Annotated in this window: 21 protein-coding genes; 8 read left to right on the top strand and 13 right to left on the bottom strand. The window is 55.5% G+C overall.

The annotated features are described in order from the left end of the window. Window positions 1–38: 38 nt before the first annotated feature. The gene (gene rhaT / locus EBC_RS11975) at window positions 39–1,073 is read right to left on the bottom strand and encodes an L-rhamnose/proton symporter RhaT (protein ID WP_013202053.1); all 1,035 of its coding nucleotides are present in this window, start codon (window positions 1,071–1,073) and stop codon (window positions 39–41) included. A gap of 369 nt (window positions 1,074–1,442) precedes the next feature. On the opposite strand from rhaT, the gene aldA reads away from it, so the two are divergent. Further along, a complete protein-coding gene (gene aldA, locus EBC_RS11970) occupies window positions 1,443–2,882 on the top strand; it encodes an aldehyde dehydrogenase (RefSeq protein WP_013202052.1) in 1,440 nt (479 codons plus the stop codon). Window positions 2,883–3,465: 583 nt separating this feature from the next. Then, entirely contained in the window at window positions 3,466–4,509 is a 1,044-nt protein-coding gene (locus EBC_RS11965) for an acyltransferase family protein (protein ID WP_013202051.1), read from the top strand. Window positions 4,510–4,573: 64 nt separating this feature from the next. Here the strand turns inward: EBC_RS11965 and EBC_RS11960 are convergent, their stop codons facing one another. Both EBC_RS11960 and EBC_RS11955 read right to left on the bottom strand, forming a co-directional pair. Next, a complete protein-coding gene (locus tag EBC_RS11960) occupies window positions 4,574–5,860 on the bottom strand; it encodes an MFS transporter (protein WP_013202050.1) in 1,287 nt (428 codons plus the stop codon). Next, window positions 5,857–7,284 (bottom strand): M20 family metallopeptidase, encoded by a 1,428-nt coding sequence (locus EBC_RS11955; protein ID WP_013202049.1) that lies wholly within the window; start codon window positions 7,282–7,284, stop codon window positions 5,857–5,859. Before EBC_RS11955 ends, EBC_RS11960 begins: the two co-directional genes overlap by 4 nt. A 159-nt stretch (window positions 7,285–7,443) precedes the next feature. Between EBC_RS11955 and EBC_RS11950 the strand changes: the two genes are divergently transcribed. Beyond that, on the top strand, window positions 7,444–8,367 hold the full coding sequence (locus EBC_RS11950) for a LysR family transcriptional regulator (RefSeq protein WP_013202048.1): 924 nt from the start codon (window positions 7,444–7,446) through the stop codon (window positions 8,365–8,367). A 582-nt stretch (window positions 8,368–8,949) separates the two neighbouring features. Beyond that, window positions 8,950–9,783, top strand: coding sequence for a helix-turn-helix transcriptional regulator (locus EBC_RS11945; protein ID WP_013202047.1), 834 nt, complete (start codon window positions 8,950–8,952; stop codon window positions 9,781–9,783). Window positions 9,784–9,814: 31 nt separating this feature from the next. On the opposite strand, the gene EBC_RS11940 is transcribed toward EBC_RS11945, so the two are convergent. Continuing rightward, a complete protein-coding gene (locus EBC_RS11940) occupies window positions 9,815–11,407 on the bottom strand; it encodes an ABC transporter substrate-binding protein (protein WP_013202046.1) in 1,593 nt (530 codons plus the stop codon). 281 nt (window positions 11,408–11,688) lie between these two features. Next, entirely contained in the window at window positions 11,689–12,117 is a 429-nt protein-coding gene (locus tag EBC_RS11935; RefSeq protein WP_013202045.1) for an OsmC family protein, read from the bottom strand. A gap of 195 nt (window positions 12,118–12,312) precedes the next feature. Here EBC_RS11935 and pepT point away from each other — a divergent pair, with 195 nt between their 5' ends. Next, window positions 12,313–13,545, top strand: coding sequence for a peptidase T (gene pepT / locus EBC_RS11930; RefSeq protein ID WP_013202044.1), 1,233 nt, complete (start codon window positions 12,313–12,315; stop codon window positions 13,543–13,545). A 69-nt stretch (window positions 13,546–13,614) separates the two neighbouring features. Here the strand turns inward: pepT and EBC_RS11925 are convergent, their stop codons facing one another. Together EBC_RS11925 and EBC_RS11920 are read right to left on the bottom strand one after the other, a co-directional pair. Beyond that, the gene (locus EBC_RS11925) at window positions 13,615–14,394 is read right to left on the bottom strand and encodes a transporter substrate-binding domain-containing protein (RefSeq protein WP_013202043.1); all 780 of its coding nucleotides are present in this window, start codon (window positions 14,392–14,394) and stop codon (window positions 13,615–13,617) included. Window positions 14,395–14,416: 22 nt separating this feature from the next. After that, a complete protein-coding gene (locus EBC_RS11920; protein ID WP_013202042.1) occupies window positions 14,417–15,586 on the bottom strand; it encodes a pyridoxal phosphate-dependent aminotransferase in 1,170 nt (389 codons plus the stop codon). A gap of 118 nt (window positions 15,587–15,704) precedes the next feature. Here EBC_RS11920 and EBC_RS11915 point away from each other — a divergent pair, with 118 nt between their 5' ends. After that, a complete protein-coding gene (locus EBC_RS11915) occupies window positions 15,705–16,553 on the top strand; it encodes a LysR substrate-binding domain-containing protein (protein WP_013202041.1) in 849 nt (282 codons plus the stop codon). A gap of 18 nt (window positions 16,554–16,571) precedes the next feature. Here the strand turns inward: EBC_RS11915 and EBC_RS11910 are convergent, their stop codons facing one another. Together EBC_RS11910 and EBC_RS11905 are read right to left on the bottom strand one after the other, a co-directional pair. Beyond that, window positions 16,572–18,242 carry a methyl-accepting chemotaxis protein gene (locus EBC_RS11910; protein WP_013202040.1) on the bottom strand — a complete coding sequence of 557 codons (1,671 nt, stop codon included), beginning with the start codon at window positions 18,240–18,242 and terminating at the stop codon, window positions 16,572–16,574. A 219-nt stretch (window positions 18,243–18,461) separates the two neighbouring features. Continuing rightward, complete coding sequence (locus EBC_RS11905; protein WP_013202039.1) at window positions 18,462–19,994, bottom strand: carboxylesterase/lipase family protein; 1,533 nt, start codon at window positions 19,992–19,994, stop codon at window positions 18,462–18,464. A 190-nt stretch (window positions 19,995–20,184) separates the two neighbouring features. On the opposite strand from EBC_RS11905, the gene EBC_RS11900 reads away from it, so the two are divergent. Further along, entirely contained in the window at window positions 20,185–20,619 is a 435-nt protein-coding gene (locus EBC_RS11900; RefSeq protein WP_013202038.1) for a DoxX family protein, read from the top strand. A gap of 33 nt (window positions 20,620–20,652) precedes the next feature. On the opposite strand, the gene hglS is transcribed toward EBC_RS11900, so the two are convergent. Together hglS and EBC_RS11890 are read right to left on the bottom strand one after the other, a co-directional pair. Beyond that, the gene (gene hglS / locus EBC_RS11895; RefSeq protein WP_013202037.1) at window positions 20,653–22,008 is read right to left on the bottom strand and encodes a 2-oxoadipate dioxygenase/decarboxylase HglS; all 1,356 of its coding nucleotides are present in this window, start codon (window positions 22,006–22,008) and stop codon (window positions 20,653–20,655) included. 97 nt (window positions 22,009–22,105) lie between these two features. Beyond that, a complete protein-coding gene (locus EBC_RS11890; protein ID WP_013202036.1) occupies window positions 22,106–23,425 on the bottom strand; it encodes an MFS transporter in 1,320 nt (439 codons plus the stop codon). Window positions 23,426–23,722: 297 nt separating this feature from the next. Between EBC_RS11890 and EBC_RS11885 the strand changes: the two genes are divergently transcribed. Continuing rightward, complete coding sequence (locus EBC_RS11885; protein WP_041692291.1) at window positions 23,723–24,646, top strand: LysR substrate-binding domain-containing protein; 924 nt, start codon at window positions 23,723–23,725, stop codon at window positions 24,644–24,646. Window positions 24,647–24,658: 12 nt separating this feature from the next. Here the strand turns inward: EBC_RS11885 and smrA are convergent, their stop codons facing one another. After that, on the bottom strand, window positions 24,659–25,231 hold the full coding sequence (smrA, locus tag EBC_RS11880; RefSeq protein WP_013202034.1) for a DNA endonuclease SmrA: 573 nt from the start codon (window positions 25,229–25,231) through the stop codon (window positions 24,659–24,661). Window positions 25,232–25,319: 88 nt separating this feature from the next. After that, on the bottom strand, window positions 25,320–26,273 hold the full coding sequence (locus tag EBC_RS11875) for a sugar-binding transcriptional regulator (RefSeq protein ID WP_013202033.1): 954 nt from the start codon (window positions 26,271–26,273) through the stop codon (window positions 25,320–25,322). Between the last annotated feature and the right edge of the window lie 78 nt (window positions 26,274–26,351).

Below are 26,351 nucleotides of genomic sequence, written 5' to 3'. Positions count from 1 at the left end.
GGTAACAACCTCGGGCATCCTGCCCACTCAGGCTCGCCTCAGGACATCATGCCCATTCCGACGATATTCGCTGCGAGGATAATCACCGCGCAGCCACCGCAAAGTACGCTGACCGGACGACGCCCTACATTTTTCCACTCCTTTAATACCAGCCCGACCAGACCACCACACAGAACGTAGAAGCTCATATGCAGCATCCAGCTGATAAAGTCATATTCCGCAGGAATGCGGGCATGGCCCCAGGCATAGAAGAAGAACTGCAGATACCACATGGTGCCGCCCAGCACGGAGAGCAGCACGTTGCTGATCAGCATGGATTTGGCCACCGAGAAATCTTTTCTGACCGAAAGATCGGATTTTGTTGCCAGACGAATAAAGCAGAAGCCAAGATTGACCAGCGCACCGCCGCCCATAATCACCACATAGCTCGGCAATGCGGTATACAGCGGGTCGATACCCAGGGCCGCCGCCGCATCATGCATCGGCTTGGCGGCGTTCATCGCGAAGGACATGCCGGCGGAGAAGATGCCGCAGATCACCGCCAGCACCAGCCCCTTTTTCAGGTTGAACTCTTCGGCGGTGATGCCCATCGCCCGCTCTTTTAATAAGCCCGCGCGTGAAACGATGGCCACACCAATCAGCGCAACCAGGACGCCCAGCAGCGTTAGCCTGCCCCCTGCTGAGCTGAACAGTTCGACGAAGCGGCCCTGCAGTAACGGCGTCATCAGCGTGCCGACCACCAGAGTGATACCGATGGCAATACCAATCCCCATCGACATGCCCAGATAGCGCATGGTCAAACCGTAGTTGATATTCCCTACGCCCCACATGGCGCCAAAGAGAAAGACAGGCAACAGCTGAGAGAGAGAAAAGCTGCTGTAGTACCCCCAGAAGTTTGGCAGCAATACGGCACTGACCGCCCAGGGTAAAACGATCCACGATGCGATACCGCCAACTGACCACATGGTTTCCCATGACCAGTGACGGACTTTTTTGAACGGAGCATAGAAGCAGGCGGCGCTGGCCGCGCCCACCAGATGCCACAGGATGCCTGAAAGGATTGCTTGATTCATTATTATTTCCTTCGTAGGAGGGTGAGGTGCCCGGTATCCGCAGTCTACGAAGGATCGAACCGCGGGCACCTTAGGCTGACTGCCCGCTGTGGCAGAAACCTGGCAAAATTCAGCGCCTCCTGCTGACCGCGATCACAAATCCTGTTTCTGATGCCATTCCATGAAAATCCCCTTCCCACCTGATAATCCCCTCATTTTTAAGCGTAAATTGCTTTTTCACCGTCAGACCCTGCGGTTCTTTTAGATTCTGCCACTCCTTACGACTGAATGGCAGTCAGGGAAAGGTCATCGCGCTTTTCCTGCGGCAGTATTTTATAACGCAACATTTCATTAACCTCACCATAAAATAGTGTTTACGGAGAATCTGCCATGACCGCACGCCAACATCGCCTTTATATCAATGGCCAGTTTGTAGAAAACCGCAGCGGACGCTGGATTGATGTGATTAACCCCGCGACGGAAGCATTGCTCTCTCAGGTGCCGGAAGGCAACCGTGAAGATGCCGACCGGGCGATTGATGCCGCAGAAGCGGCACAGCCCGCCTGGGAAGCCCTTCCTGCCGTGGAACGGGGCAACTGGCTGCGCAAAATTTCTGCCGGTATCCGTAGCCGTGAAGCAGAAATCACCGCCACCATTGTTGCCGAGGGCGGTAAAACCCAGCAACTGGCGCAAACGGAAGTGCTGTTTACCGCAGATTACCTCGACTATATGGCTGAGTGGGCTCGCCGTTATGAAGGCGAGATCGTACAAAGCGATCGGGTGAATGAAACCATCATGGTATTTAAAAAAGCGATTGGCGTTACCACCGGTATTTTGCCGTGGAACTTCCCCTTCTTCCTGATTGCGCGTAAAGCGGCCCCGGCCTTAATCACCGGTAACACCATCGTGATTAAGCCCAGCGAACTGACGCCCAACAACGCCATGCTGTTTGCCGACATTGTCGACCAGGTGGGTCTGCCTGCGGGCGTCTTTAACCTGGTAACCGGTTATGGTCCGGAGGTCGGCCAGGCGCTGGCCGCCAATCCCAAGGTCGGTATGGTCAGCCTGACGGGTAGCGTCAACGCTGGTATTGCCACTTTGCAGGCAGCGGCGCCGAATATCACTAAAGTTTCTCTTGAGTTGGGCGGAAAAGCGCCTGCAATAGTGATGAATGATGCAGACCTCGATTTGGCGGTAAAAGCCATTGTCAGCTCCAGAATGATCAATACCGGGCAGGTTTGTAACTGTGCTGAGCGGCTCTATGTGCAAAGGGAGGTTTATGACGAGGTTGTCGGGCGTCTGGCGACCGCTTTCGGCCAGGTGACCAGCGGCAATCCGGCAGAACGCAGCGACATCGATATGGGCCCATTGATCTCCGCCGATGCCCTGACGCGCGTTGAACAAAAGGTCGCGCTGGCGGTTGAACAAGGCGCGACAATTGTCACCGGCGGGAAACGCAGTGGCCAGCGCGGCTATTTCTTCGAGCCGACGCTTTTGACCAACGTGTCTCAAAAAATGGCGATTATTCAGGAAGAAACTTTCGGCCCGGTGCTGCCGGTTATTCCCTTCAACACCCTTGAAGAGGCGATTGAATTGGCCAATGACAGCGAGTATGGCCTGACCTCCTCGATTTTCACCCGTGATTTGAACACCACAATGCAGGCACTCCAACAGCTGAAGTTTGGCGAGACCTATGTGAACCGCGAGAATTTTGAGGCGATGCAGGGGTTCCATGCCGGCTGGCGAAAATCAGGTATCGGCGGCGCCGACGGCCGCCACGGTCTGGAGGAGTACTTACAAACTCACGTGGCCTATCTGCAGTATCATTAATTCACATTGTGTTTCCAGTAATGAAGCAGCCGGCGGGGTTTTACCGGCTGCTTCCGGTCATATCAGGCCATGCCGCATTCATTCAGCCCCCTTATACCGGGATCCAGGAATAGTCCCATAGTTAAGGGTCCTTAACTATTCATGATGACCGGTTGTGTTCCCCGGCATTTTGGCAGAAGTTGCTAATCATTTGTCGCCGTTAAATTCCCAGTATTAGCACTGTGTTGCCTGAATTCAGCACCTTGCTGACGGTTAAACAAAAAACAATTATTAGCGCCATTTATTACTTGCACACTTTATCCAAAATTAATTAAAGCAACAGGTACAGGAAATTCCTAAACTAATTAAAGTGGTATTTTACATATGGAAATAAATGATTAAATCAGGTTAATGTATCACCTCACACAGAGCGCGTTTGAGCTTATGTGTTGAAAGAAAGACACACACAGCAATCTCATTACAAAGAGGCCAATAAAGGCCCAATGATAAAATCCATCAATCTTCAATTCTAAAAATGGATATGCTCCCTGCCCCTCACCGTTCTGCGGTGAGGGGTTTCCTACACAGCACCGGGGTCATTTACATGAAAAATAATTTACTCTCTATTACCTGGCTGCACGCCGCAGCCTGTTTATTGATCGTACTCTGCAATGCAGAAAGTTTTGCCGGTAAATTAAGTGACGTGAAATTTTCAGGTTTGGCAGGTTATGGTTCTTCAATCGGTCAGCTAGGCGTTTTCCTTTTTTTTATGAGCAGTGGCTATCTTATTTCAAGCCTGCACTGGAATGACTTTGGCGAAGGAAAGGTCATTCCGTTTATTAAAGGAAGACTGGTAAAAATATTGCCGGTTTATTATTTATTCACGCTGGTCACTATTGTATTTTGGGTGATACAACCCTCGTGGTTTCCATCTACAACCGTAGAACCTGTGGATAATATCCTGTCACTGCTTTTTATTCCTTCGGTCTACATTAAAGAGCTCGGTTCGTTGACACCGGTGCTCTCCTCAGGCTGGATATTTTGCTACGAGATGTTGTTTTATCTGATTTTTTCTACTGGCTTATTGCTGGCACGCCGTTCTGGACTGACCTTGATTTTCCTCAGCGTGATTGTGTTGGCCGCCGCCAGTTTACTGGTTCCGAGCGATAACCCCTGGTTCCAGTTCTATACCAATCCAGTAATGCTTTATTTTCTCAGCGGTGTTTTTTGTTTTGCCATACAGCCGAGATTAACGATACCCTGGTTTCACAGCGGATATTCGCTGCTGATGGTGGCCTTCCTGGTTATCGTTGGGACAACGCTTTCCCAGGGTTTTCTGCAACTGGTGGTGCTGACCCTGAGTTTCTTTATTCTGACGTTTTTCAGTTTCCGCATCAGTAAAACGTCTTCTGCGGGTCGCGTATTAACGGCCGTCGGTCTGGCTTCCTATTCAATCTATGTCTGCCATCGCCTTTTGATGGGGGCACTGGTGGAAATGATCCAGTTGATTATTCCTGCGGGCAGCAGCCAGACTATTCTGTACCTCGCAATGGCGCTGTTATTGGTTGGCTCAGTCGGCTTCGGTTACCTGGTTTACTGGATGATTGAACGCCGTGCCTCAGTGATCCTGCAGGTAAAAGCGGGGTAAACGTTCGCTGAAAGTGCACCTCCAATTGTCCGTTGCCTGCGGACAATAGAGGTGCATTTCTTCGTTATGCCGTTACGCGTTTTAGCGACTGGGTTTTATACAACGCCCATCCGCTGAGCAATGCCAGTGCCATTAGATAATAGCTTGGCGCTAAACTTGTTCCGGTAGCGGTAATCAACAGGGTACAGATTAAGGGCGCAAAACCACCAAACACCGTCACGGCGATGTTGTAGCTGATCGCCATCCCGCTGGCCCTGGTGGTCATTGGGAACAGATCGGCCATCATTGACGGCACCGTCGAGAAATAAACCGATTTCAGCAACGCCATCCATCCCACCAGCATCAGCAGCATTCCCGCCGTAGGACGGTTCACCACCAGCAGGAAGGCCGGGTAAATCGTCAGGATCAGCAAGATAAGCGATCCCCACATCAGCGGTGTGCGCCCTATTTTCTCCGCCCAAAGCCCCATCAATGGCGTGACCACCGTCAGAATAACCCCGGCTAACAGGGTGGCGCTGAACGCCGCCGTCCCAGAGAGGTGCAGGCTTTTGGTGGCATAGGTGGGGACATAATTCAGCATGTAGTTAATGCCGGTCGAGATCACCATCAGTCCGATGGCCAATAGCATCAGATTCTTCTGCTGCCCGGCCAGCAATTTCAGCGGAGAATGAGCTTTCTCCTGCGCGACAAAGCTGGCGGGTTCATGCACATGACGACGAATATAGAGGCCGACCGGGCCAATTAACAGTCCGAAAGCAAAAGGAATGCGCCATCCCCAGTCCTGGATTTGCGCTTCGCTTAGCCACTGGGTTAATCCCAGTCCGAACGCCGACGCTAACAGGGTGCTCGCGCCCTGGGTTGCGAACTGCCAGCTGGCGATAAATGCGCGGCGATGAGGAAAGTGTTCAACGAGGAAGGCGGTGGAACTGCCAAACTCGCCACCTGCAGAGAACCCCTGAATCAGTCGCGCCAGCAGGATCATGATTGGCGCGATCAGGCCGATGGTGCCGTAAGCCGGCATCAGCACAATGATCAGCCCGCCGACCATCATCAGGGTGATCGACATCATCAGTGCCTTTTTGCGCCCGACGCGGTCAGCATAAGCGCCCAGTACGATCGCCCCCAATGGCCGGATCAGGAAGGACACGCCAAAGCTGCCAAAGGTCAGCAAAAGGGAAACGGCGGGATCCTGAGTGGGGAAAAACGCATGGGCGATATAGCTGGCGAAAAAGCCGTATACCGCGATATCAAACCATTCGAGAGCATTGCCCACGCAGGTGGCAAACAGGGTTTTATACAGGTTCGGCGTGGTGCTTAACGTGTCAGACTGCGGGTGAACGACGCTGCTCATACCGTCTTCTCCTGCTGCTGATACTGTTGATGGCTGGCCAGCAGATCCGCGCCCTTCTCGCCCAGCTCCCACAACAGCTGGGTCATCATTTGCAGCCCTTCGCGGGCAATGGATTTCAGCATATGTTCATCAACGGCATGCTGACCGCAGGAGGGATAGGAATGCGGCACCCATAACGTCGGCAAGCCGAGGATTTTAGCGAAGACATCATTTGGCAGCGAGCCGCCGAGGTTGGGTAACAGCGCCGGTTTTTTCCCGCTAATCGAGGACATCGCCTGAAGCGCCCAGTCCACCAGCGGATCGCGTGGGTCAAGCCGGGTTGCAGGCGATCCTCGCAGTACCTCCACCTCAACCTGGCTGAAGCCATGACTGTCGAGATGCTGACGCAGATGCTGAGCGATATTTTCCCAGTCGGTGCCGACCACAAAACGCAGCTGGCACACCGCCGTAGCTTTGCCGGGAATGGCATTCATTGGCCTTTCTGGATTACCGGTCAGGAGTGAGAGCACTTCGAAGGTATTCCAGCCGTATAAGCGTTCGGTTGGCGTCAACCCGGCTTCGCCCCAGTTAACCTCAATCTGCGGGCCATCGGTGCTGTCCAGAACATCAATATCACTGAGGATTTCCCGCACGGCAGCGGAGATCGCCGGCGGTTTGAGCGCTGCAACCTGAAGCTGACCATGTTGATTGACCACGCAGGCCAGCGCGTTAGCCAGTTGAGTTCCCGGATTGGTCAGTAAACCGCCCCAGTTACCGGAATGATAATCGCGGTCGCGCGCATGGATACTGAGTCGGACGTTTACCGCGCCACGCGATCCGAGGAACAGCGTTGGGCGCTGCGCATTCAGCCGTGGACCATCAGAAGCAATAAAGATATCGGCCTTCAGCAATTCTGGGTTTTCGGCACAGATTTGCGCCAGGCCAGGTGAGCTGATCTCTTCACCCATTTCAAACAGGAACGTGCAGTTAAAACCCAGCTTGCCGCCGCGCGCGCGGAAGATTTGCTCAAGCGCCGCGATGTTTACCGTGTGCTGTCCTTTATTATCGGCACTGCCACGGCCGTACCAGCGGTCGCCCTCTTCGGTCAGCTGCCAGGGATCCAGTCCCTCGCGCCAGTTTTCATCATCGCCAAATACCACATCGCCATGTCCGTAACACAGCAGCGTAGGTAAGGCTGCATCTTCGATTCTGCTGGCCACTAAAAAAGGGCGTGCGTGTGCGCTGGGATTTTCAAGCTGGGTCAGCGTAAACCCAAGCGCCTGCATCGCCGGGGCAATCTCTTCATCAAGGTAGCGCTGCAGTTCTTCGTCACGATCGTTGCGCTGACTTTCAGTACGCAAGGCAACGCGTCGTGCCAGTACCTGTTTAAATTCGCCGCTATCAAAATACGCTGTGGCCTGCGCCACTGCCTGTTCACCCGTCATAGGTCCGCCCGTTGTGTTTGCTTGTTTGTTGTTATGTTCTGCATCCATCTAAGCTAAAATCGGGGTTTGCCACAATCATCAAAATATCAAACACGCGTTGCTTTTAAAGCAAGGCAAGATTGCACAGTTAAGCAGCATGCACCAGCAGAAGGCAAAGCAATGCACAGTTCTGAAATTCGCTATTTTCTGGCCGTCGCCAACTGCGGCTCATTGAGTGCCGCCAGCCAACAATTGTTTGTCGCGGTTTCGGCCATCAGTCGCCAGATCCAGAAGCTTGAAGCGGAAATCGGCGCCCCGCTGTTCGACAGACATGCGCGCGGTATGGTGCTGAACGATGCCGGGAAGATTTTTGAAAATCATGTGCGCCGGAGCCTGATGGATATGGAACATGCGATGGCGGAAATCAAAGGGCTGAAAGCGGTGAGAAGAACCGCGCTGCGTATTGCCTGCACTGACGGCATGGCGTTCAGCCTGCTGCCCGCGCTCTGTTCGCAGTTTCGTCATCTGAATCCGTCGGTCAGTTTTAATCTGACCGTGGGCAGCGCGCTGGAAGTGGCGGAGATCCTGCGCCGGGGAGAGTGTGATGTTGCTTTTCAGTTCAGCCTGCAGCCGGAAAGAGGCGTCGATGTCGTGGCCTCTTTCCCTGCGCCGGTATTGATCGTGATGCAACAGTCCCATCCGCTGGCGAAAAAGGCGTTTACCCTAAAGGATTTGCAGGCCTTCCCCGTGGCGTTACCCGATCAGGGCACCACCGTCCGCCAGCTGTTTGAGCTCTCCTGCCAGATGAGCGGTACTTTTATCGAGCCGGCGATCACCTGCAATAATTTCAGTACGCTCTATTTTTTCCTGCAGCAAAACCCGCAGGCAATCACCATTTGCAGCCAGTTTACCGTGCTTTATCAGGCCAAAGAGCACGGTCTGGCATTACGGTCTATCGGCATCGATCAGCTCACCCAGCGCACGCTTCAGGTCCAAACGGTTAACGGCCGCCAGCGATCCGCAGCGCTGAATCTGTTTCTCACCTTTGTCAGTGAGCAGTTGCAGCAGCAGAATGAATTTTTCCGTAGCGAGTATGGGTTCTGAGTGGGTTCGGGGTTTTAAGTTTAAAGGCATTAAGGTCAAAGGCTTTAGGTCAACACCGGCTCGGGGGTATGGCGTCAGCATAGAGCCCGGTATCCGAGACGCCGTGAACCCATCCCTGGGGGCTTGGCTGCGGCATCCCTGCCGCAGACACTCGGCTACCGGGCTCTATGCCGCCACCCCATAACATTAGTGTCGTTGGGTGGCCTGGTGGATACACAGGTCAAATACATTAGGGGAGCGGGTTTTGATTTGTGTGACCCCATTGAAACAGGCAACAATGAAGCCTTGGGGAAGGGAGAGAAGGTTGATAAGCAAAGCATCGGCGACAGGGATGTCGCCGCTGAGTCCCCAGGGATGGGTGCACGGCGACTTTGCGTTCAACCTTCTCTCCCTGAACTTGCCACCAGAGCATCCATACGAATTGCTTTGTAACAGCGGCAAACTCAGCCAGCACTGAGGGAAAGGTTAACAACGACTTTGCGCCCTGACGAGGTCACCGAAGCATCCAGACGACTTGCTACAGCAATAAACAGAGCAACCAAACAACTTACCCCTGTAAGTCATTCTTGAGGAAGCCATAACGTGGACAGCAAATTACTGGGCAGTTACCTGAAAGATCGGCGGGCGAAGCTGAATCCGGCGGATTTTGGTATTTCCCCGATCCGCCGCCGTACGCCGGGATTGCGGCGGGAGGAAGTGGCCAACCGCGCCAACGTCAGCGCCACCTGGTATACCTGGCTGGAACAAGGCCGCGGCGGCTCGCCTTCGGCTGAAGTGCTCAACCGGATTGCTGAAGCGCTGGGACTGACACCGGTGGAACGCGAACACCTGTTTTTCCTGGCGCAACAGCGCGCGCCGCAGGTGCATTATCAGGCCTGGGAGCCGATATCGCCGCAGCTTCAGCGGGTGCTGGATTCGCTGGAATACAGCCCGGCGATGGTGAAAACCCCGACCTGGGACATCATTGCCTGGAACGAAGCCGCGCGTGCGGTGCTGAAGGACTACAGCAAAATGGCGCCCGAACAGCGGAACATCCTGCGGATCCTGTTTGGCGATCCCCGCGTGAAAGAACATATGGTGAACTGGCTGCAGGATGCCACGTTTGCCGTCGCGGCTTTTCGATCGGAAGTGATGCGCGCCGGTGCCATGGATTCCGTGCAGCCATTGATTGATGAGCTTTGCCAGAGCAGTAGCGAATTCAACACCATCTGGCAAAATTATGATGTTCAGCAGTACGGCGAGGGCATCAAACATACGCGCCTGCCGTTAGTGGGCGAGTGCAATTTCGAATACTCTTCGTTTGCCGTTGATGGCCGCGCCGATCTGGGCCTGGTGATTTATACCCCTTCCCGGCCGATCGACCGGGAAAAAACCGCCACGCTGATCGCTCACTGGCGTCAACAGCAAAGGGGATAAACGGCGGCCCCCATAACGAGGGCCACCGGCATTACTTCATATCAACCTGATAGAAGATATGTTTGCCAAACGGATCGATCTCATAGCCGGTCACCTCTTTGCGTACCGGTTCAAAGATGGTCGAATGGGCAATCATCACCGCAGGGGCCTGATCGTGCATGATTTGCTGCGCCTGGCGGTAAAGCTGGATGCGTTTATTATGATCCTGCTCGCTACGGGCTTCGGTGATCAGCGTGTCGAACGGCTTGTAACACCATTTCGAGGAGTTCGACCCGCCGTTGGCCGAGGTACAGCTGAACAACGGACCGAAGAAGTTATCCGGATCGCCGGTTGCGGTGGTCCAGCCCATCAGCGCGGCCTGATGATCGCCATCCTTCACCCGCTTCAGGTATTCACCCCATTCAAAGCTGACGATTTTGGCATTGACGCCCACTTTCGCCCAGTCGGCCTGGATCATCTCCGCCATGCGCCGCGCGTTCGGGTTATACGGACGCTGAACCGGCATTGCCCACAGCTCGATAGTGGTGCCCGGCTTGATGCCGGCTTCTTTTAACAGGGTTTTGGCTTTCTCAGGATCGTAGTCGTAATCCTTCAGATCCTGATCGGCACTCCACACGCCCGGCGGCAACAGATTCTTCGCTGCGGTGCCGGTTCCCTGGAAGACCGCCTGAATGATCGCCGGCTTATTGATGGCCATGGTCAGCGCCTGACGGACCTTAACGTTATCCATCGGCGGCTTTTGCGTGTTGAATGCGAGGAAACCGGTGTTCAGGCCGGGCTTCTGCATCAGCACCAAATCCTTATTCTCTTTCATGCGCGGCAAATCGGCGGGATTCGGGAACGGCATCACCTGACACTCGTTCTTCTCCAGCTTGGCTAAACGCACCGACGCATCCGGCGTGATGGCGAATACCAGCCGATCCAGCTTGGCTTTACCCTGCCAGTATTCCGGGAAGGACTTGAACAGGATGCGCGAATCTTTCTGATACTGCACCAGCTCAAAAGGTCCGGTCCCGATCGGCACCTGATCGACCTTCTCTGGCGTGCCCGCTTTTAACATCGCGTCAGCGTATTCAGCCGAGAGAATCGAGGCAAAGTACCAGCCGAGATCGGCGAGGAACGGCGCTTCTGCATGGGCCAGCGTAAAGCGCACGGTGTTGTCGTCAACTTTTTCAATATTCTGGATCAGCGAGCCAAACTCCAGGCTTTCAAAGTTGGCGTAGGTGCCGTTAGAGACATTGTGGTACGGGTTTTTTGGATCTTTCTGCCGCATAAACGAGAAAATCACGTCATCGGCGTTGAAGTCGCGGGTCGGTTTGAAGGCTTTATTGCTCTGGAACTTTACGCCTTTCCGCAGATGGAAGGTGTAGGTTTTACCATCGGGGCTGATATCCCAGCTCTCTGCCAGACTAGGGATCAGTTCTGTGGTGCCCACTTTAAAATCCACCAGCCGGTTATATACCGGCACGGCGCTGGCATCAACGCTGGTCCCTGAGGTGTATAACTGCGGGTTAAAGTTTTCCGGCGATCCTTCCGAACAGAACACCAGCGTTTTCGCCGCGGCCCCAGAAGCCACAACCAACGCCAACGCGGCGACTGCCGTCCTTAATACTGATTTTCTCATCTCCATCCTCACTTTAAAGTGCTTTTATTGTCTGTCCTGAACAGTTAACAATCTAATCGCTATCTCCAGAGGGAGCCAGTAAAAAGACGCATTTTTGACCATAAGATTGGGTTATATTTCAAATGATTGAAAATTATTTGCGCGCGGGATCGGTAAAATATCCGCCTGAAAAGTGAGTGGCGTCTGACGAGAAGTCAATGAGAAGTGAGGGTAGGACGGAGGTAAAATGACTGTTCCCCACCGGACGGCAGGGAACACAGAGCGTCAAGAAGACTGAAGGATCAGTTCAGCTTGTACTCGAGGGTAATCTCAGCGTTTAACACCTGAGAGACCGGACAACCGGCTTTCGCCTGGTTGATAATTTCATCGAATTTGCTGCTATCAATGCCCGGCAGTTTGACCTGGCTTTGCAGGGCAATTTTGGTGATTTTAAAACCATCACCCGACTTATCCAGTGACACATCGGCCACGGTATCGATGCTTTCCGGGGTGAAGCCTGCATTGCCTAACATCAGCGACAGCGCCATTGAGAAACAAGCCGAATGGGCCGCGCCAATCAGTTCTTCCGGGTTAGTGCCTGGTTTGCCTTCAAAACGGGTATTAAAGCCATATGGCTGCTCTTTCAGCGCGCCGCTTTCGGTGCTGATCGTGCCTTTACCCTGCTTAATATCGCCTTCCCAGTGCGCCTGCCCTTTCTTATGAATGGTCATGACTGTCCTCCTGTTTGTTTATCATGAACATTCAGTATAGTGGCTTCTCAGCGCTTCGCCGGAAGAAGCCTTTCAACTGGCTATTTACTGACCAGTCCGCTCCGTCATTTCTCCGCTCCGGGCTTTGACCTGGGCCTGACTCTCTGATAGTTATAACAAATCCGCTTTACCCCCACACAGACACAGGAAGACAGGATGAATCAGCAACTGGCCAGCCAGCTCAGCACCCGTTTTTACCGTTACCTTGCCGTCACCAGCCAGAGTGATGCCTCGGCTAAGGTTCTGCCCAGCACGCCTGAACAACACAATATGGCGAAAATGCTGGCCGAAGAACTGCGTGAGCTGGGATTACAGGATGTGGTGATTGATGAATTCGCTACCGTCACCGCCGTTAAACCGGGTAACCGCCCTGCTGCACCCCGCATCGGCTTTATCACCCATATTGATACCGTCGACGTTGGTCTGTCTCCGCATATCCATCCGCAGACGTTGCGCTTTGAAGGCAAAGACCTGTGCCTGAATCAGCAAGAAGATATCTGGTTACGCACTGCGGAACACCCGGAAATCAATGCCTATCATGGCCAGGACGTGATCTTCAGTGACGGCACCAGCGTGCTGGGTGCGGATAATAAAGCGGCGGTCACCGTGGTGATGACGCTGATGGAAAATCTGACTCACGACACGCCGCACGGCGATATCGTGGTGGCGTTTGTGCCTGATGAAGAAATCGGCCTGCGTGGGGCGAAAGCCCTCGATCTGAAATCGCGCTTCGATGTCGATTTTGCCTACACCATCGACTGCTGTGAGCTGGGTGAAGTGGTGTATGAAAACTTTAACGCGGCGGCGGCTGAAATCCGGCTGACCGGCGTGACCGCGCACCCAATGTCCGGCAAGGGCGTGCTGGTCAATCCGCTGCTGATGGCAATGGATTTTGTCGGTGAGTTCGACCGTTTCGAAACCCCTGAACATACCGAAGGCCGCGAAGGCTATGTCTGGTTTAATGATATGACCGCCAACGCCAACGAAGCGCGGCTGAAGGCCTCAATTCGTGACTTTGACCTGGCCTCATTTGAGCAGCGTAAACAGAAAATTGCCGATGTGGCCGAGAAAATCCGCCAGCAGTACCCGACCGGTAGCGTGGAATTTACCATTACCGACACCTACAGCAATATCAGCAATGCGATCGGCGAAGATCGTCGCGCCATTGATTTGATCTTTGCCGCACTGGAAGCACTGGATATCACCCCGAAAGTGACGCCAATGCGCGGCGGCACAGACGGCGCGGCGCTTTCCGCTAAAGGGTTGCTGACGCCAAACTTCTTTACCGGTGCGCATAACTTCCATTCGAAGTTTGAGTTCCTGCCGGTGCCCTCGTTTGTGAAGTCCTACCTGGTCGCAGAGCAGCTCTGCCTGCTGGCGGCGAAATAAAAACAAAAAAGGGGCGAATTTCTTCGCCCCTTCTCACTCTGCCTCTCAGCGCGACTTCACGCCCGCGCGTTATTCTTTAACTGCAACATCAATGCCTGGGAAGAATTTCGCCGCCAGCTTGGTCACGGTGCCATCAGCCTGAACTTTGGTGATGGCCGCATCCAGTTCCTGCTTGCGTTTGGCATCGTCTTTACGCAGGCCAAAACCGATACCCACGCCGAGGATCTGCGTGTCTTCTACCGCGCCACCCGCAAAGGCAAAGCCTTTACCCTGCGGCTTTTCCAGGAAGCCAGACTGACCCGCTGCGGACATCACCAGCGTGCCATCAAGACGGCCAGCAACCATGTCGTTGTAAACCTGGTTCTGATCCTGATAAGAGGTGACCGTCACGCCCTGCGGTTCCCAATGCTTCTTGGCGAAGGTTTCCTGCACTGAGCCCTGCAACACGCCGATGTTTTTCCCTTTTAAAGAGTCAACGGTCGGTTGCAGGCCTGAGCCGCTTTTGCCAATCAGCTGGCTTGGAATACGGTAAATCGGTTTGGTGAAGCCAATGCTTTTCATGCGCGCTTCGGTGATGTTCATCGCCGAGTTAATGGCGTCGAATTTCTTCGCCGCCAGTGCCGGGATCAGTGCATCAAAGCTGCTTTCTACCCAGCTACATTTAAAATTGCCCGCCTGGCAAATCGCTTTGCCCAGCTCGATATCGAACCCTTCCAGCTCACCGGAGGCGTTGCGGCTTTCGAATGGCGGATACTGCGATTCCAGACCGTAACGCAGCGTTTCCTGCGCCAGTGCAGACATGGAAGACAGCAGGCCTACAGCCACAAACAGTGCATTCAGTTTCTTCATCAACTTCCCCTCAGGAGATTTATTAGCGAGGCTTCACCTGGCACAGCGCCTGAGCGCCCGCCTTCAGTGTGGCTTCGTCTTTTGCGAAAGAGAGACGGATCAATTTATTGTCAGTACCATCCGTGTAGAACGCCGAAAGTGGGATAGTTGCTACACCGTGATCAACAATCAAACGTTTTACCATTTCGCTGTCAGATTCGTCACTGAAATCTGCATAGCTGGCCAACATAAAGAACGAACCTGCTGACGGCAGCAGCGTAAATGGCGACGCTTTCATCAGTTCCGCCAGCATGTCGCGCTTACGCTGATAAAACTCCCCCAGTCCGAGATAGTTAGCCGGTTCGCGCAGGTAATCCGCAAAGGCAACCTGCATCGGGGTGTCGGCGGAATACATCATAAACTGGTGAACCTTGACCATCTCTTCCATCAGCTCCGCCGGGGCCAGGCAATAGCCAACACGCCAGCCGGTCACGTGGAAGGTTTTGCCAAACGATGAAACGATCACGCTGCGTTGAGCCAGCTCCGGGTGCGTTGCCATGCCCTGATGTTGACGACCATCAAACAGGATATGTTCATAGACTTCATCGGACAGCACCACGATATTGGTGTTGCGGGTGATGGCCGCCAGCTGATCAAGATCGGCCCGCGACAGCACCTGAGCACTCGGGTTGTGCGGGGTGTTGATGATAATCATCCGCGTGCGCGGCGTAATTGAGGCGCGAACTTCATCCCAGTCGATGGCGAAATCCGGCACCTGCAGCTTCAGACCGACCGGCACGCCGCCCTGCAAGCGAACCACCGGCGCATAGCTGTCAAATGCCGGCTCGAAGAAGATCACTTCGTCGCCACTGTGCACCAGACCACCGATTGCCGCATAAATCCCCTGGCTGGCGCTGCCGGTGATCAGCACTTCGCTGGCCGCGTCATACTGCTGGCCATACAGCGTCTGCACCTTGCTGGCTAACACCTCTTTCAGCGCTCCCAGTCCGGTCATCGGCGCATACTGGTTATGCCCCTGCTCCATGGCTTTGGTGACGCCGTTGATCAAAGCCTCGTCGCACGGGAAGTTGGGTGCGCCCTGGGACAGGTTAATGGCGTTATGCTGGGCAGAAAGTTGGCCGATCACGGCGAAAATGGTGGTGCCAACATCCGGTAATTTTGAACGCTGCTGTACAGAGGATTTGATGGTCATGCTGTCTCCGTTGGAGGTGGAATGCGCAATGTCTCTATTCAACGTGAGCACACTTGAGCCGACAAGCGAATTGTTGTCATAATAGCTATGACTTTTAAACATAGCTCAGAGGCAAACAATGTCACGGCGCACGCTCCCGCTCAATGCAATTCATGCCTTCATTGTCACTGCCAGGCACCTGAATCTGACCCGCGCTGCCGGGGAACTGTGCATCACCCAGGGCGCCGTTAGCCGCAAAATTGCTTCGCTTGAGAACTGGCTGGGGTTTGCGCTGTTTGATCGCCACGCCCGTGGCCTGACCCTCACCGCTCAGGGCGCCAGCCTGCTTCCCGCAATGAAAACCCCCTTCGAACAGATGATGCAGGCGGCCGAACAGGCCAGCAAAACCCATGGCGTGATCCGGCTGAAGGCACCGACCTGTGCCATGCGCTGGCTGGTGCCTAAACTGGTGGCGCTGGAGCAGGCGCAACCCGATCTCCACGTCTCGCTGACCAGCACCGTCGACCACAGCACCCAGCTGGATAATCATGACGTGGCGATCCTGTACGGGAGCCAGCCGGCCGGCAGTTGCCGGTTGTTTGATGAGGAACTGACGCCGGTTATCGCCGCCAGCCTGCAGCCTGAAAAACCGATGGCAGTCAGCGATCTCTCAGGCTTCACTTTTTTGCATCCCACGGCCGACGGGCGTGACTGGCAGCTGTGGTTAAGCCAGCAGCCGTCAGCGGTGTTGCTGAAGCGCAACCAGCATTTCGATACCATGGATTTGGCGATCAGCGCGGCGATTCAGGGATTTGGCGTGACGGTGGCCGATGTGACCCTGATCGCAGCGGATCTGGCGATGAAGAGGCTGATCGCCCCGTTCAGTGAGACGGTGAAAACGGGCGCAGTCTACAGTCTGATCCAGCGCCCGCCGGAAGAAGCGCCACCGCAGCTGGCTGCATTGGTGGCGTGGTTATGCCAGCGGTGATCTCCGCGGGCACAACCCTTAGAACGATACCCACTCATCTGCCGAAGCCGCCGCCGGTTTAGCCGTCAGCGCGCGCGTCATACCGCCGGCGGGCTTAACATAGGCAGCCGGTGCGGGCGCTGCTGCGGCAGACACGGGCGACAGGCGGAATTTCGAGACCGACAGGGTCAGCTCTTCCGTCTGGCGTTCCAGCTGACTGGCCGCTGCCGACACCTGCTCTACCAGCGAGGCGTTCTGCTGGGTGACGCTGTCCATTTCGGTGATCGCCGTACCGACCTGCGAAATCCCTTTACTCTGTTCTTCAGAAGCCGAAGCGATCTGCTTCATGATTTCGGTCACTTCCACCACGCCGCTGAGGATCGCGTCCATGGTGCTGCCGGCTTCACCGACCAACAGCGATCCTTTTTCCACGCGGGAAACTGAGTCAGCAATCAGCATTTCAATCTCTTTCGCTGCACCGGCGCTGCGCTGCGCCAGGTTACGCACTTCGCTGGCGACCACCGCAAAGCCACGGCCCTGCTCACCGGCCCGCGCGGCTTCAACTGCCGCGTTCAGCGCAAGAATATTGGTCTGGAAGGCGATGCTGTTGATCACGCTGGTGATCTCGGCAATCTTCTTCGAACTGCCCGCGATGCCCTGCATGGTGGTGACCACATCATTCACCAGCTTGCCGCCTTTGCTGGCGGTGACCGAGGCATTCTGCGCCAGGTCGCTGGCCTGACGGGCGTTGTCGGCGTTAAATTTCACCGTGGCCGTCAGCTGTTCCATACTCGCCGCCGTTTGTTCCAGCGCGGCAGCCTGCTCTTCAGTGCGAGAAGAAAGATCGTTGTTGCCGGAAGAGATTTCAGCCGCGCCGCGATAGATATTGTCCGTACCGCTGCGGATGGCGCTCACCGCTTCACGCAGGCTGTCCTGCATGGCGCGCAGCAAAGGCACCAGTTTTCCGACGCAGTTACGACCGATATCTTCCAGCGGATGGCTCAGATCGCCATCGGCAATCAGGCGGAAATGCTCACGCATGCCGTCGAGCGGACGCACCAGCATTTTGACCAGGTAGCGGTCAGTAAACAGTAAGATAAACAGGCCGACGATCACCGACAGCACAATGACAATTTTGGTGACATCGGTCAGATGGTCAACGGTAACGCGGGTGGTATCCAGCTTCTGACCCGCCGCCAGATTGAATTTGTCGACGGTGGCTCCGAACTCGCGGCTCAGGGCTGGCGTGACGCCGGTCGCCTGGCGCCGAAACGCATCCATATTGCCCTGCTGTGCCAGCTGCATCTGTGGCAGCACGCCGTTATCCAGCAGCTTTTGCCAGCTGCCGATCACCGCTGCGGAATAGCCCGCATCCATCGGCCCCGGTGACTGGGCTTTAAAATCGGCCAGCAACGCAGACATGTTATCGAGCGCCTTTTGCACCGACGCCATATCCGCCGCAGCAGAGGCACTGCCAGACTGGCGGGACTCCACGGCACGCGTCAGGCGGGTGATAAAGCGGAAATATTGATCGTTGCCTTTGCTCAGGGTGGTCATCTGATTGACCAGTTCACGATCGACCTCATTTCCGTGGCCCAGCGCATTGAGGGAATAGACGCTGTACATGCCGACGGCAGACCACATCAGGCAGAACAGCCCGAGGATCCAGAGCATCACGCTGCGGATGGTAAAGTTTTTTAACAGGTTCATAACTACTCCGTAACGGTATTAATGCGGATTACATCGCCTGAAAGATCGGGCGCTTATCCGCTATTATCGGCACGGAGTGAGAAAAACTGAGGGGATATCCGCTGGCGATTCAAAAACTTAGACTGACCTCCATATCAGTTAAGTCCTTGCTGCCAAAGTCATTTAACGCAGTAACCGCCAAAACATTCGATTTAGCGGAGAAATAATTATGTTACGCAACTAGTCGTTTAACCGCACCATCCCTTTCATCAACAGACGGAACAACTGGGTCCGTCGGCGCATAAAGCGCTTTTCCAGCTTCAGCACCGCCTGCCCCTTGACGCCAAAGCGCATCACCTTGTCTTCCCACGGACGCCAGGCCGGCCAGTTGATCTCGCCCTCGATTTGATGCGAGAAGGCGCTGGCATCCCGGGCAAAACTCAGCCAGTAGTCGCTGACCTTTTTGGCGAATGCCCGATCGTTGTCGGTAAACGGTCGATCGCTTTTCTCGTCACCGAAGGCGTCCAGCGTATCCAGCGTGTAGGGGATTTCGTTACCGTGCCAGGTGCCGTTCACATACAGATCGCGCGCGTTTTCAGAGACATAATCGAAATAGTACCGCCATGCCGGCATGCCGTTGCGGTGCTGCGCCAGCGCGGCGATATAGCCCATGGTGGTGAAGGTCATATCGCGGGCCACCTGTCGGCCCAGCTCACTGTCGTCATACACGCCGTCGTACATCATGCGGATCATTTTCAGCCGCAGCCCGATTCGCTGCGTCTGGCGTACTCCGGCAATCACTTTTGCCGGGTCAACGCCAAAGTAGCTGAGTACGCTGGCTTCATCGCTGTTACTGCCGATCATCAGCGGCAGTTTTAGCTGTTTCGCGGCGGTGAAGACGCTGAGCATCGGTTCCGGTAACACACAGTCGCCAGCGATGGCCACCGGTCCGTTAGCCAGCGAGCTGTCCAGCTGCCAGAAGGCGTCAGCAGGTAATTCCCTCAGCTGCTCGGCCGTTGCCTGTTCCAGCCCGAAATGGCTGGCCAGCCTGACGCCGGTGTTGAGGGCTTTTTGGCGGGGAACATCCGGCAGCGTATAGGCGCTCTGGGCAATGCCTTTGTGGAAAAGCCCGGCGGCCAACGGCGAAGCAAACAGGGACAGAACGCTTCGCGCCCCGGAAGATTCGCCAAAAAGGGTGACGTTGCTGCTGTCGCCACCAAAGCTGGCGATATTGCGCTGTACCCATTGCAGCGCGGCAATCTGATCGAGCAAGGCAAAGTTATTCACCACCTCACCCGCCGGATACTCTTTGTCTAACGCCGGATGGGCAAAAAAGCCCATATGGCCCAGTCGATAGTTGATGGTGACGATCACCACCCCGCGCGAAGCCAGCGGCAATCCGTTATAAGGTGCCAGACCGCCCGCGCCCATGGCATAACCGCCGCCATGGATCCACACCATCACCGGCAGTGGACGAGCCGGTTCCAGATCGGGAGTCCAGACGTTGAGATACAAACAGTCTTCGCTAAAGTTACCCGGATCGCCTCCGCCTACCGCCAGACAATATTCCCGGTTCTGCCAGCTGGCATTTCCCCAGGCGGTGGCATCGCGCTCACCTTGCCACGGTTTAACGGGTTTAGGCGGCTGCCAGCGTAACGCACCCACGGGTGGTGACGCATAGGGAACGCCCCTGAAGACAAAAACACCGTCTTCTAGACTTCCGCGAAGCCGTCCTTCCGCGGTACTGGTCCTTAACAAACGATCGTGTCTCATCATCTCATCCTGAAATAGCCTGCTAATCATTATTTGCAGCCGTGAGACGAAAGTCCAATCTTTGCGGCCATTTGCAGATTATGCTGAGCGGACAGCAAATCGATTGAAAGAGAGATTCAGAGGATTTGAGTTTCATCGCTGTTCATTTTTGATTATGTTTTCCTCTCCCCTTATCTGAAAGGATTTGACCATGTTTTCGGCCCTGAATAATGGATTTTCCCGCCTGACCGATCGTCCTGATTTAGGCAAGCTGGTGCTGCGCCTGACCTTTGGCATTTTGCTGCTGTTTCATGGCGAATTTAAGGTAATCCATGGCGTCGGTTGGATTGCCAATATGTTGAAACCGCATGGCATACCCGGCTTCGTGGCGTACGGCGCGTATATTGGGGAAATTGTTGCCCCGATTATGATTATTATCGGTCTGATGACCCGTCCGGCCGCATTTGTGATTGCGGTGAATCTGGTGGTGGCCACGCTGCTGGTCAAAACCGGCGCGATTTGGGACCGTACCAACGTAGGGGCCTGGGCGCTGGAAGGCGAGGCGCTTTACCTGTTTGGTGCGCTGGCGATTATGTTCCTCGGCGCGGGTAAATATGCGCTAATAAAAAATCCACGTTTACAGTAAAAAACCGGGGCATGCGCTCATGCCCCGGTTTTTTTAGCGCATCTGCGTCACACCACATCTCGCCAGACTGGCTTTTTGCCGCTGGGCATAGAGTGCAATTTCATCCTGCACCGCCGCGCCTAACGCTTTTTCAAACTCCGCTTTGCTGCTGTGGCCCTGACTCCGTGCTTTGGTTTCGCTGCCTAAATTCGACTGGAAGATCCCGGCGGCACTGACCGGCAGGAAATCCTCATAGATCATTGGCGTGGCGCTGATTAGCCCCGCATCCAGTAAAGTCTCGATATTTTGCTGCGCGGCAATCTGCTCAGGAAGCGCGCGGCCCTTTTCGCTCAGGCGGAAGGTAAACCAGGCCAGCTGTTGCACGCGTAAGGTTTTGGCATCATCCGGGAAGGCCTGGAAAATGTCGCCCAGCTTCTGCTGGTGAACGCGGTTGTCAGTGCCCGTTTCACTCTCCTGCAGCAGGCGATCGTACAGCTCGCGGCCTTTGGCAGTGAGCGCAATGCCCCGCTGTTCAATCTCGCCAAACCTGGCGGTGTGCGTGCCCTGCTGCGCGTCGCGAAAACGCACCGCCTCATCCAGCGCTTTAAAACTGGTCTGCCGCAGCAGGATCGGCACCTCGCGACGCGGCGGCCCTTCGATAATCGCTTTCGGCGTGATGCCCGCGTCTGGCATCAGCGCCTGCACGCGATCGATATCCAGCGTGCGCGGCGTCAGGTGGTTGATATGGCAGCCGGGGAAACAGACCACATCGGCGATCAGACGGTGCTGGTCGAGTAAGGCCTGATAGGTGCCCTGGTCAACGGTGGTTTGCTGATGCCAGCGGAACGTTTCCAGCACTTGCGGAATAAACTCTTCCGCCTGCTGCTCGGTCAATCCACCCTGCTGCTGATGCAGGCTGACCAGTTCACGGCAGCGCGGCGTAAAGATATCGCGCGCGGCCAGAATTTCTGCCGCCTGCTGCTGCAGGGAAGGATCGTCGATCAGCTCTAAACGAAGTAACGAGGTAAACAGACGGAAAGGATTGGCATTCAGCGCGTCATCGTCCAGCGGACGAAACGCCGTGGAGTGAACCGGCACCCCGGCCTGAGAAAGGTCATAATAGCCGACCGGATACATGCCCATAATGGCAAACACCTGCCGCAACATAGCCAGTTCAGCCGCGGTGCCCACCCGAATTGCGCCGTGGCGTTCAACGCTTAACCGCGACAGCTCATTGTCCCGCTCAAGCTGCTGTTTCAGGGCCGGATTCTGCGCCAGCACCTCGGCATTAACCTGTGAGACCAGTTTCAGCAGCGTGCCATATTGCGGCACCTCCTGCTGATACATCGCCGACATCGCACTGGCAAACCCGGCGCGAAGGCTATCGGCAGACACCCATCTACTTTCCATTTTCTGACCCTTATTGCAGTGATGCAGTCAGATTACTGGAAAGCGCAGGAGCCGGAAAAAATTATTGGTAATTTGTGATCGGCCCCGGGATTGCGGGTTAGCGACGGTAGCCGTAACGGTATTTCGCCAGCAGCAGTAATGAGGTCAGCACCGCCGGGATCGCCAGGCTGCTAAACACTTCGGTGATGTTCCAGCCCATCGACAGCATTTGCGCGCCGGCAAACGCGCTGAGGATCGCGCCAATCCGCCCGACGCCATGCATCCAGCTGGAGCCGGTGGCACGGGCGTGAGTGGGATAATAGCTGGCAGACAGCGCGTTCATTCCGGTATTGGCGCCATTCAGGCAAAAACCACTGCAGAAGGCCACCAGGCTGAGCACCAGCGTGTGGGCTGGGGCAAAGCCAATCGCCACCGTGGCGATGGCACCGGTAAAATAGATCGCTGCCAGCGCCAGGTTGGCATTGAAGCGGTCCATCATCCAGCCCGCAAACAGCGAACCCACCGTGCCGCCTGCCTGATACATCGCGGTGACCAGCGCCGCTTGCGTGACCGTCATCCCCATGTCTTTCACCAGCGAAGGCAACCAGCTGCCGATCAGATACACCAGGAACAGCCCCATAAAATAGGCGCCCCACAGCAGTGTGCTGCCCAGCAGGTAAGGACGGCTCAACACCAGCCGCGCCGCGCCGTGGCACTGCGGTTTTTCCGCCATGGCGAACTGACGCCCGTTCAGTGCCTGGTCCGGTGCCATTTTTGCGACGATCTGGCGGATGCGTTCAGCGGGCGCCTGTCTGGCGATCAGAAACCGCACCGATTCCGGCAATCCCTTCAGCAAGATTGGCACCATCAGTAACGGTAAAATTCCACCCACCACCAGCACCGCATGCCAGCCGAAGTTGGGGATCAACCACGACGCCGCAAATCCGCCGCCCGCCGCACCAAAGGTGAAGCCGCAGAACACCACGGTGATAATGAAGGCGCGTTTACGTTCAGGAGAGTATTCCGCCACCAGCGTGCCGACATTGGGCATTGCCGCGCCCATCCCCAGCCCGGTGAGGAAGCGGAACAGCATCATTTGATCGACGTTGTGCGACAGCGCGGTCATCAGCGTCCATAAGCCGAAGAAGAACACGCTGCTGATGATCACCACCCGACGGCCAAACCGGTCGGCCAGCGGACCTGCCAGCATCGCCCCCAGCGCCAGGCCAATCAGTGCGGCACTGATCACCGCCCCAAGCTGATGAGTGCTGACGCCCCAGTCACTTTTCAGCGCCGGTGCAATAAACCCCATCAGGGCAATGTCCATGCCGTCCATTGCCACCACGGCGAAGCACAGGGCAATAATCCTTTGCTGGTAACGGCTGATGCTGCCTTGATTAATTAAGGCACGCACATCAATCGCAGCGGTACTCTCCACGTTAGCGCTCCATGGGCCAGCAGCAGTCAGGGGCTGGCGACGTTTCCTGAAAAAAAGTGTCGGCTATGATAACGGATTGTCTGCGTGTTGACCTGTCTTATTAAGGAACAACCGTTACGACAGCGGTGAATAAAGGCCGTTTTGATAATGCGCTTTGATACTTAGCCGCTATGAACGCGGTTAAAAGTGATGGAAAACTGTGCAAAAGCCGTAAATGTTAACTAAATTTTGCAATAAGGTTAACAAATCTCTCTTATGCGCCTTGCCAGTTGGCTGGCCTGCTACTTACGCTGGGTTATGGATAAAAATTACCTGTTTAATCAGCGCATTCGCTTGCGCCATCTGCACACTTTTGTCGCCGTTGCTCAGCAAGGGACGCTCGGTCGTGCCGCCGAAACGCTGTCGCTGAGCCAGCCTGCGCTGTCCAAGACCCTTAACGAACTTGAGGAGCTGGCCGGTGCACGGTTATTCGATCGCGGGCGGCTGGGCGCGCAGTTAACCACCATGGGCGAGCAGTTCCTGACCCATGCGGTGAGGATCCTTGATGCGTTGAATCACGCCGGGCAATCCTTCAGCCCGGCAGAGATTGATCAGCCGGCGGTGCTGCGCGTGGGCGTGTTGACCACCGTGGCGCTGGGGATGCTGCCGTCGATACTGGATCGCTTCCACCAGCTGCAACCTCAGGCGATTGTTCAGGTGGCTACCCTGCACAATAACGTGCTGATTGCCGGTTTGAGAGCCGGAGAATTTGATGTCGGCATCGGTCGCATGGCCGATCCGGAAATGATGACCGGGCTGACCTATGAACTGCTGTTTATGGAAAATTTACGGCTAGTGGTTCGGCCCGATCACCCGTTATTGAGTGACAACGTCACGCTTTCCAAAGCCTTGTCCTGGCCGGTAGTGATTTCGCCGGAAGGCACGGCACCCCGACGTCTGGCAGATGAGATGATCAAAGAACAGGGCTGCCGCTTGCCGTCCACGCTGGTGGAAACGTCGGCGACGTCCCTCGCCCGGCAGCTTGCCTTGCGTTACAACTACGTCTGGTTTGTGCCGTCGGGCGCGATCAAAGAGGATTTGCTGCATCAGTCGCTGGCCGCGTTGCCAATCGCATCGCACGGGCCTGGTGAATCGGTGGGGATCATAACCTGTACCGGCGCGCCGTTAAGCCTTAGCGCAGAAGTGCTGCTGGCTACCGTGCGTAAATCCCATTCAGGGTAGCCAGCTTAAGGCTTAACGACTGCGTTTGGCGTGGCGTTCGCGGTTTTCCAGCCGGGCCTGCTCGGTTTTCTTCAATCCGACATAACAGGCCCCGCTGCCGCCATGCTGCGGCAACGCGCAGCAGTAAGCCTGTACCAGATCGAACTGCTGCAACCAGCGATCCAGATAGCTGCGCACGATGTTGGCATGTGAATCATCTTCCCGCCCTTTACCGTGCACAATCAACAGATTGCGGTAGTTCTCCTGCTCGGCCAGCAGCATAAAGCTGTAAAGCGTCTGTCGGCAGGCTTCCACCGGCTGCCGCAGCAGATTCAGCGTGGCGTTGGCGGGATATTTTCCGTGGCGCAGCTTATCCAGAACGCCCTGCTGAATACCTTCGGCCTTGAATTCTAACGGCGTTTCGCGCGGGAGTATGGTGAGAAAACCGCTGGTCAGGGGATTATCCAGCTGCAGGTCTTCCAGGGTGTTTCGGGGTGATTTGGTTGAGGGGGATTTCAACCAGTGAACATTGGCGCAATCCTTTAGCGGCTTAACGTCTTCCAGTGCCATCGCATCTTTAAACAGATCCTGCTCGTCAAGATTCATCTTGCGGTCCCCCGGAGGTCAAAAAAACGGAGGTGGAGAATGGCTCCACCCAGCAAGTTTAGCAAAAGTCTCGCCGGAAGCTATCCCCTTAATCGCCCCGCGAAAGCGCGTAACGGGCGCTGGCCTCATCGGTGATCAGCCCGGTCACCCAGCGTCCCCGTAATGCGGCGGCGATCGCTTTATGCTTGTCCTCACCGCCCGCAAAGGCGATCACTTTACGTTGCGTCTGCGCGGTGAGTTCCACGCTGGTCAGCCGCCGATCTAACTCGCTTGGCACCCGCTGGCCATCCTCACCGATAAAGTGCCCAAGCATTTCTGCCGCCACCTTAAGCGATTCCAGCGTACTCACCTGGCTGTCGGTAATAAAGCCGTCGGCATTCAGCGGGCAGCCTGCGGCAACCTGCCCGATGCCAACGAACATGATATCGGCACTGGCCGCTTTTTCGGTGACGGTGCGATAGATGCGGTGGTTACACCACAGATCGCGGTCTTCTACGCTGTCGGCATACAGCGGCGCAGGCAGAATAAAATAGCGGCCCTGGGTTTTCTCCGCCATCCACAGCGGTACGTCATAGCGGGTACAGGAACCATCACTGGCAATTGCGCCAATCAGTGACACGCAACTGTGCTGCGGCCGGTCAAACTCGGGCAGCTCATCAATGGTTGCCCGCAAGGTGCGTCCCGAGCCAACGGCAATGGTTTGCGCGTCTTCCAGCTTCAGCGTTTGTGCCATCACTTCCGCGCCGGCAACCGCGATCATCTGCTGCAAGCCTTCACCATCCACTCCCGCCGACGGCACCACCTGACAGATCTCCAGATTGAAGCGGGTTTTCATCTGTTCGGCCAGCGTCATGCAGTCCGCCACCGGATGGGTAATGCTGACGCTCACCAGGCCCTCCTCTACCGCCAGCGCCACCAGCCGCTGGGCCACCTGGCGTGATACGCCAAGCTTATCGGCAATGTCGTGCTGGGTTTCCCCAGCGACGTAATACATCCAGGCGGCTCTGGCAGCCTGATCCAGTTTCTTATTGTGCTTACTCATTCCTTGGCTCCGCGATTTTTTTCCAGCTTACTCTGAATAATTGCCCGACCATCGGGCAAAAGCAAATTTTGTGATCTA

Origin of the sequence: Erwinia billingiae Eb661 (assembly GCF_000196615.1) — a bacterium.
Classification (GTDB): domain Bacteria; phylum Pseudomonadota; class Gammaproteobacteria; order Enterobacterales; family Enterobacteriaceae; genus Erwinia; species Erwinia billingiae.
This window is presented reverse-complemented; position numbering and strand designations above follow the sequence as displayed.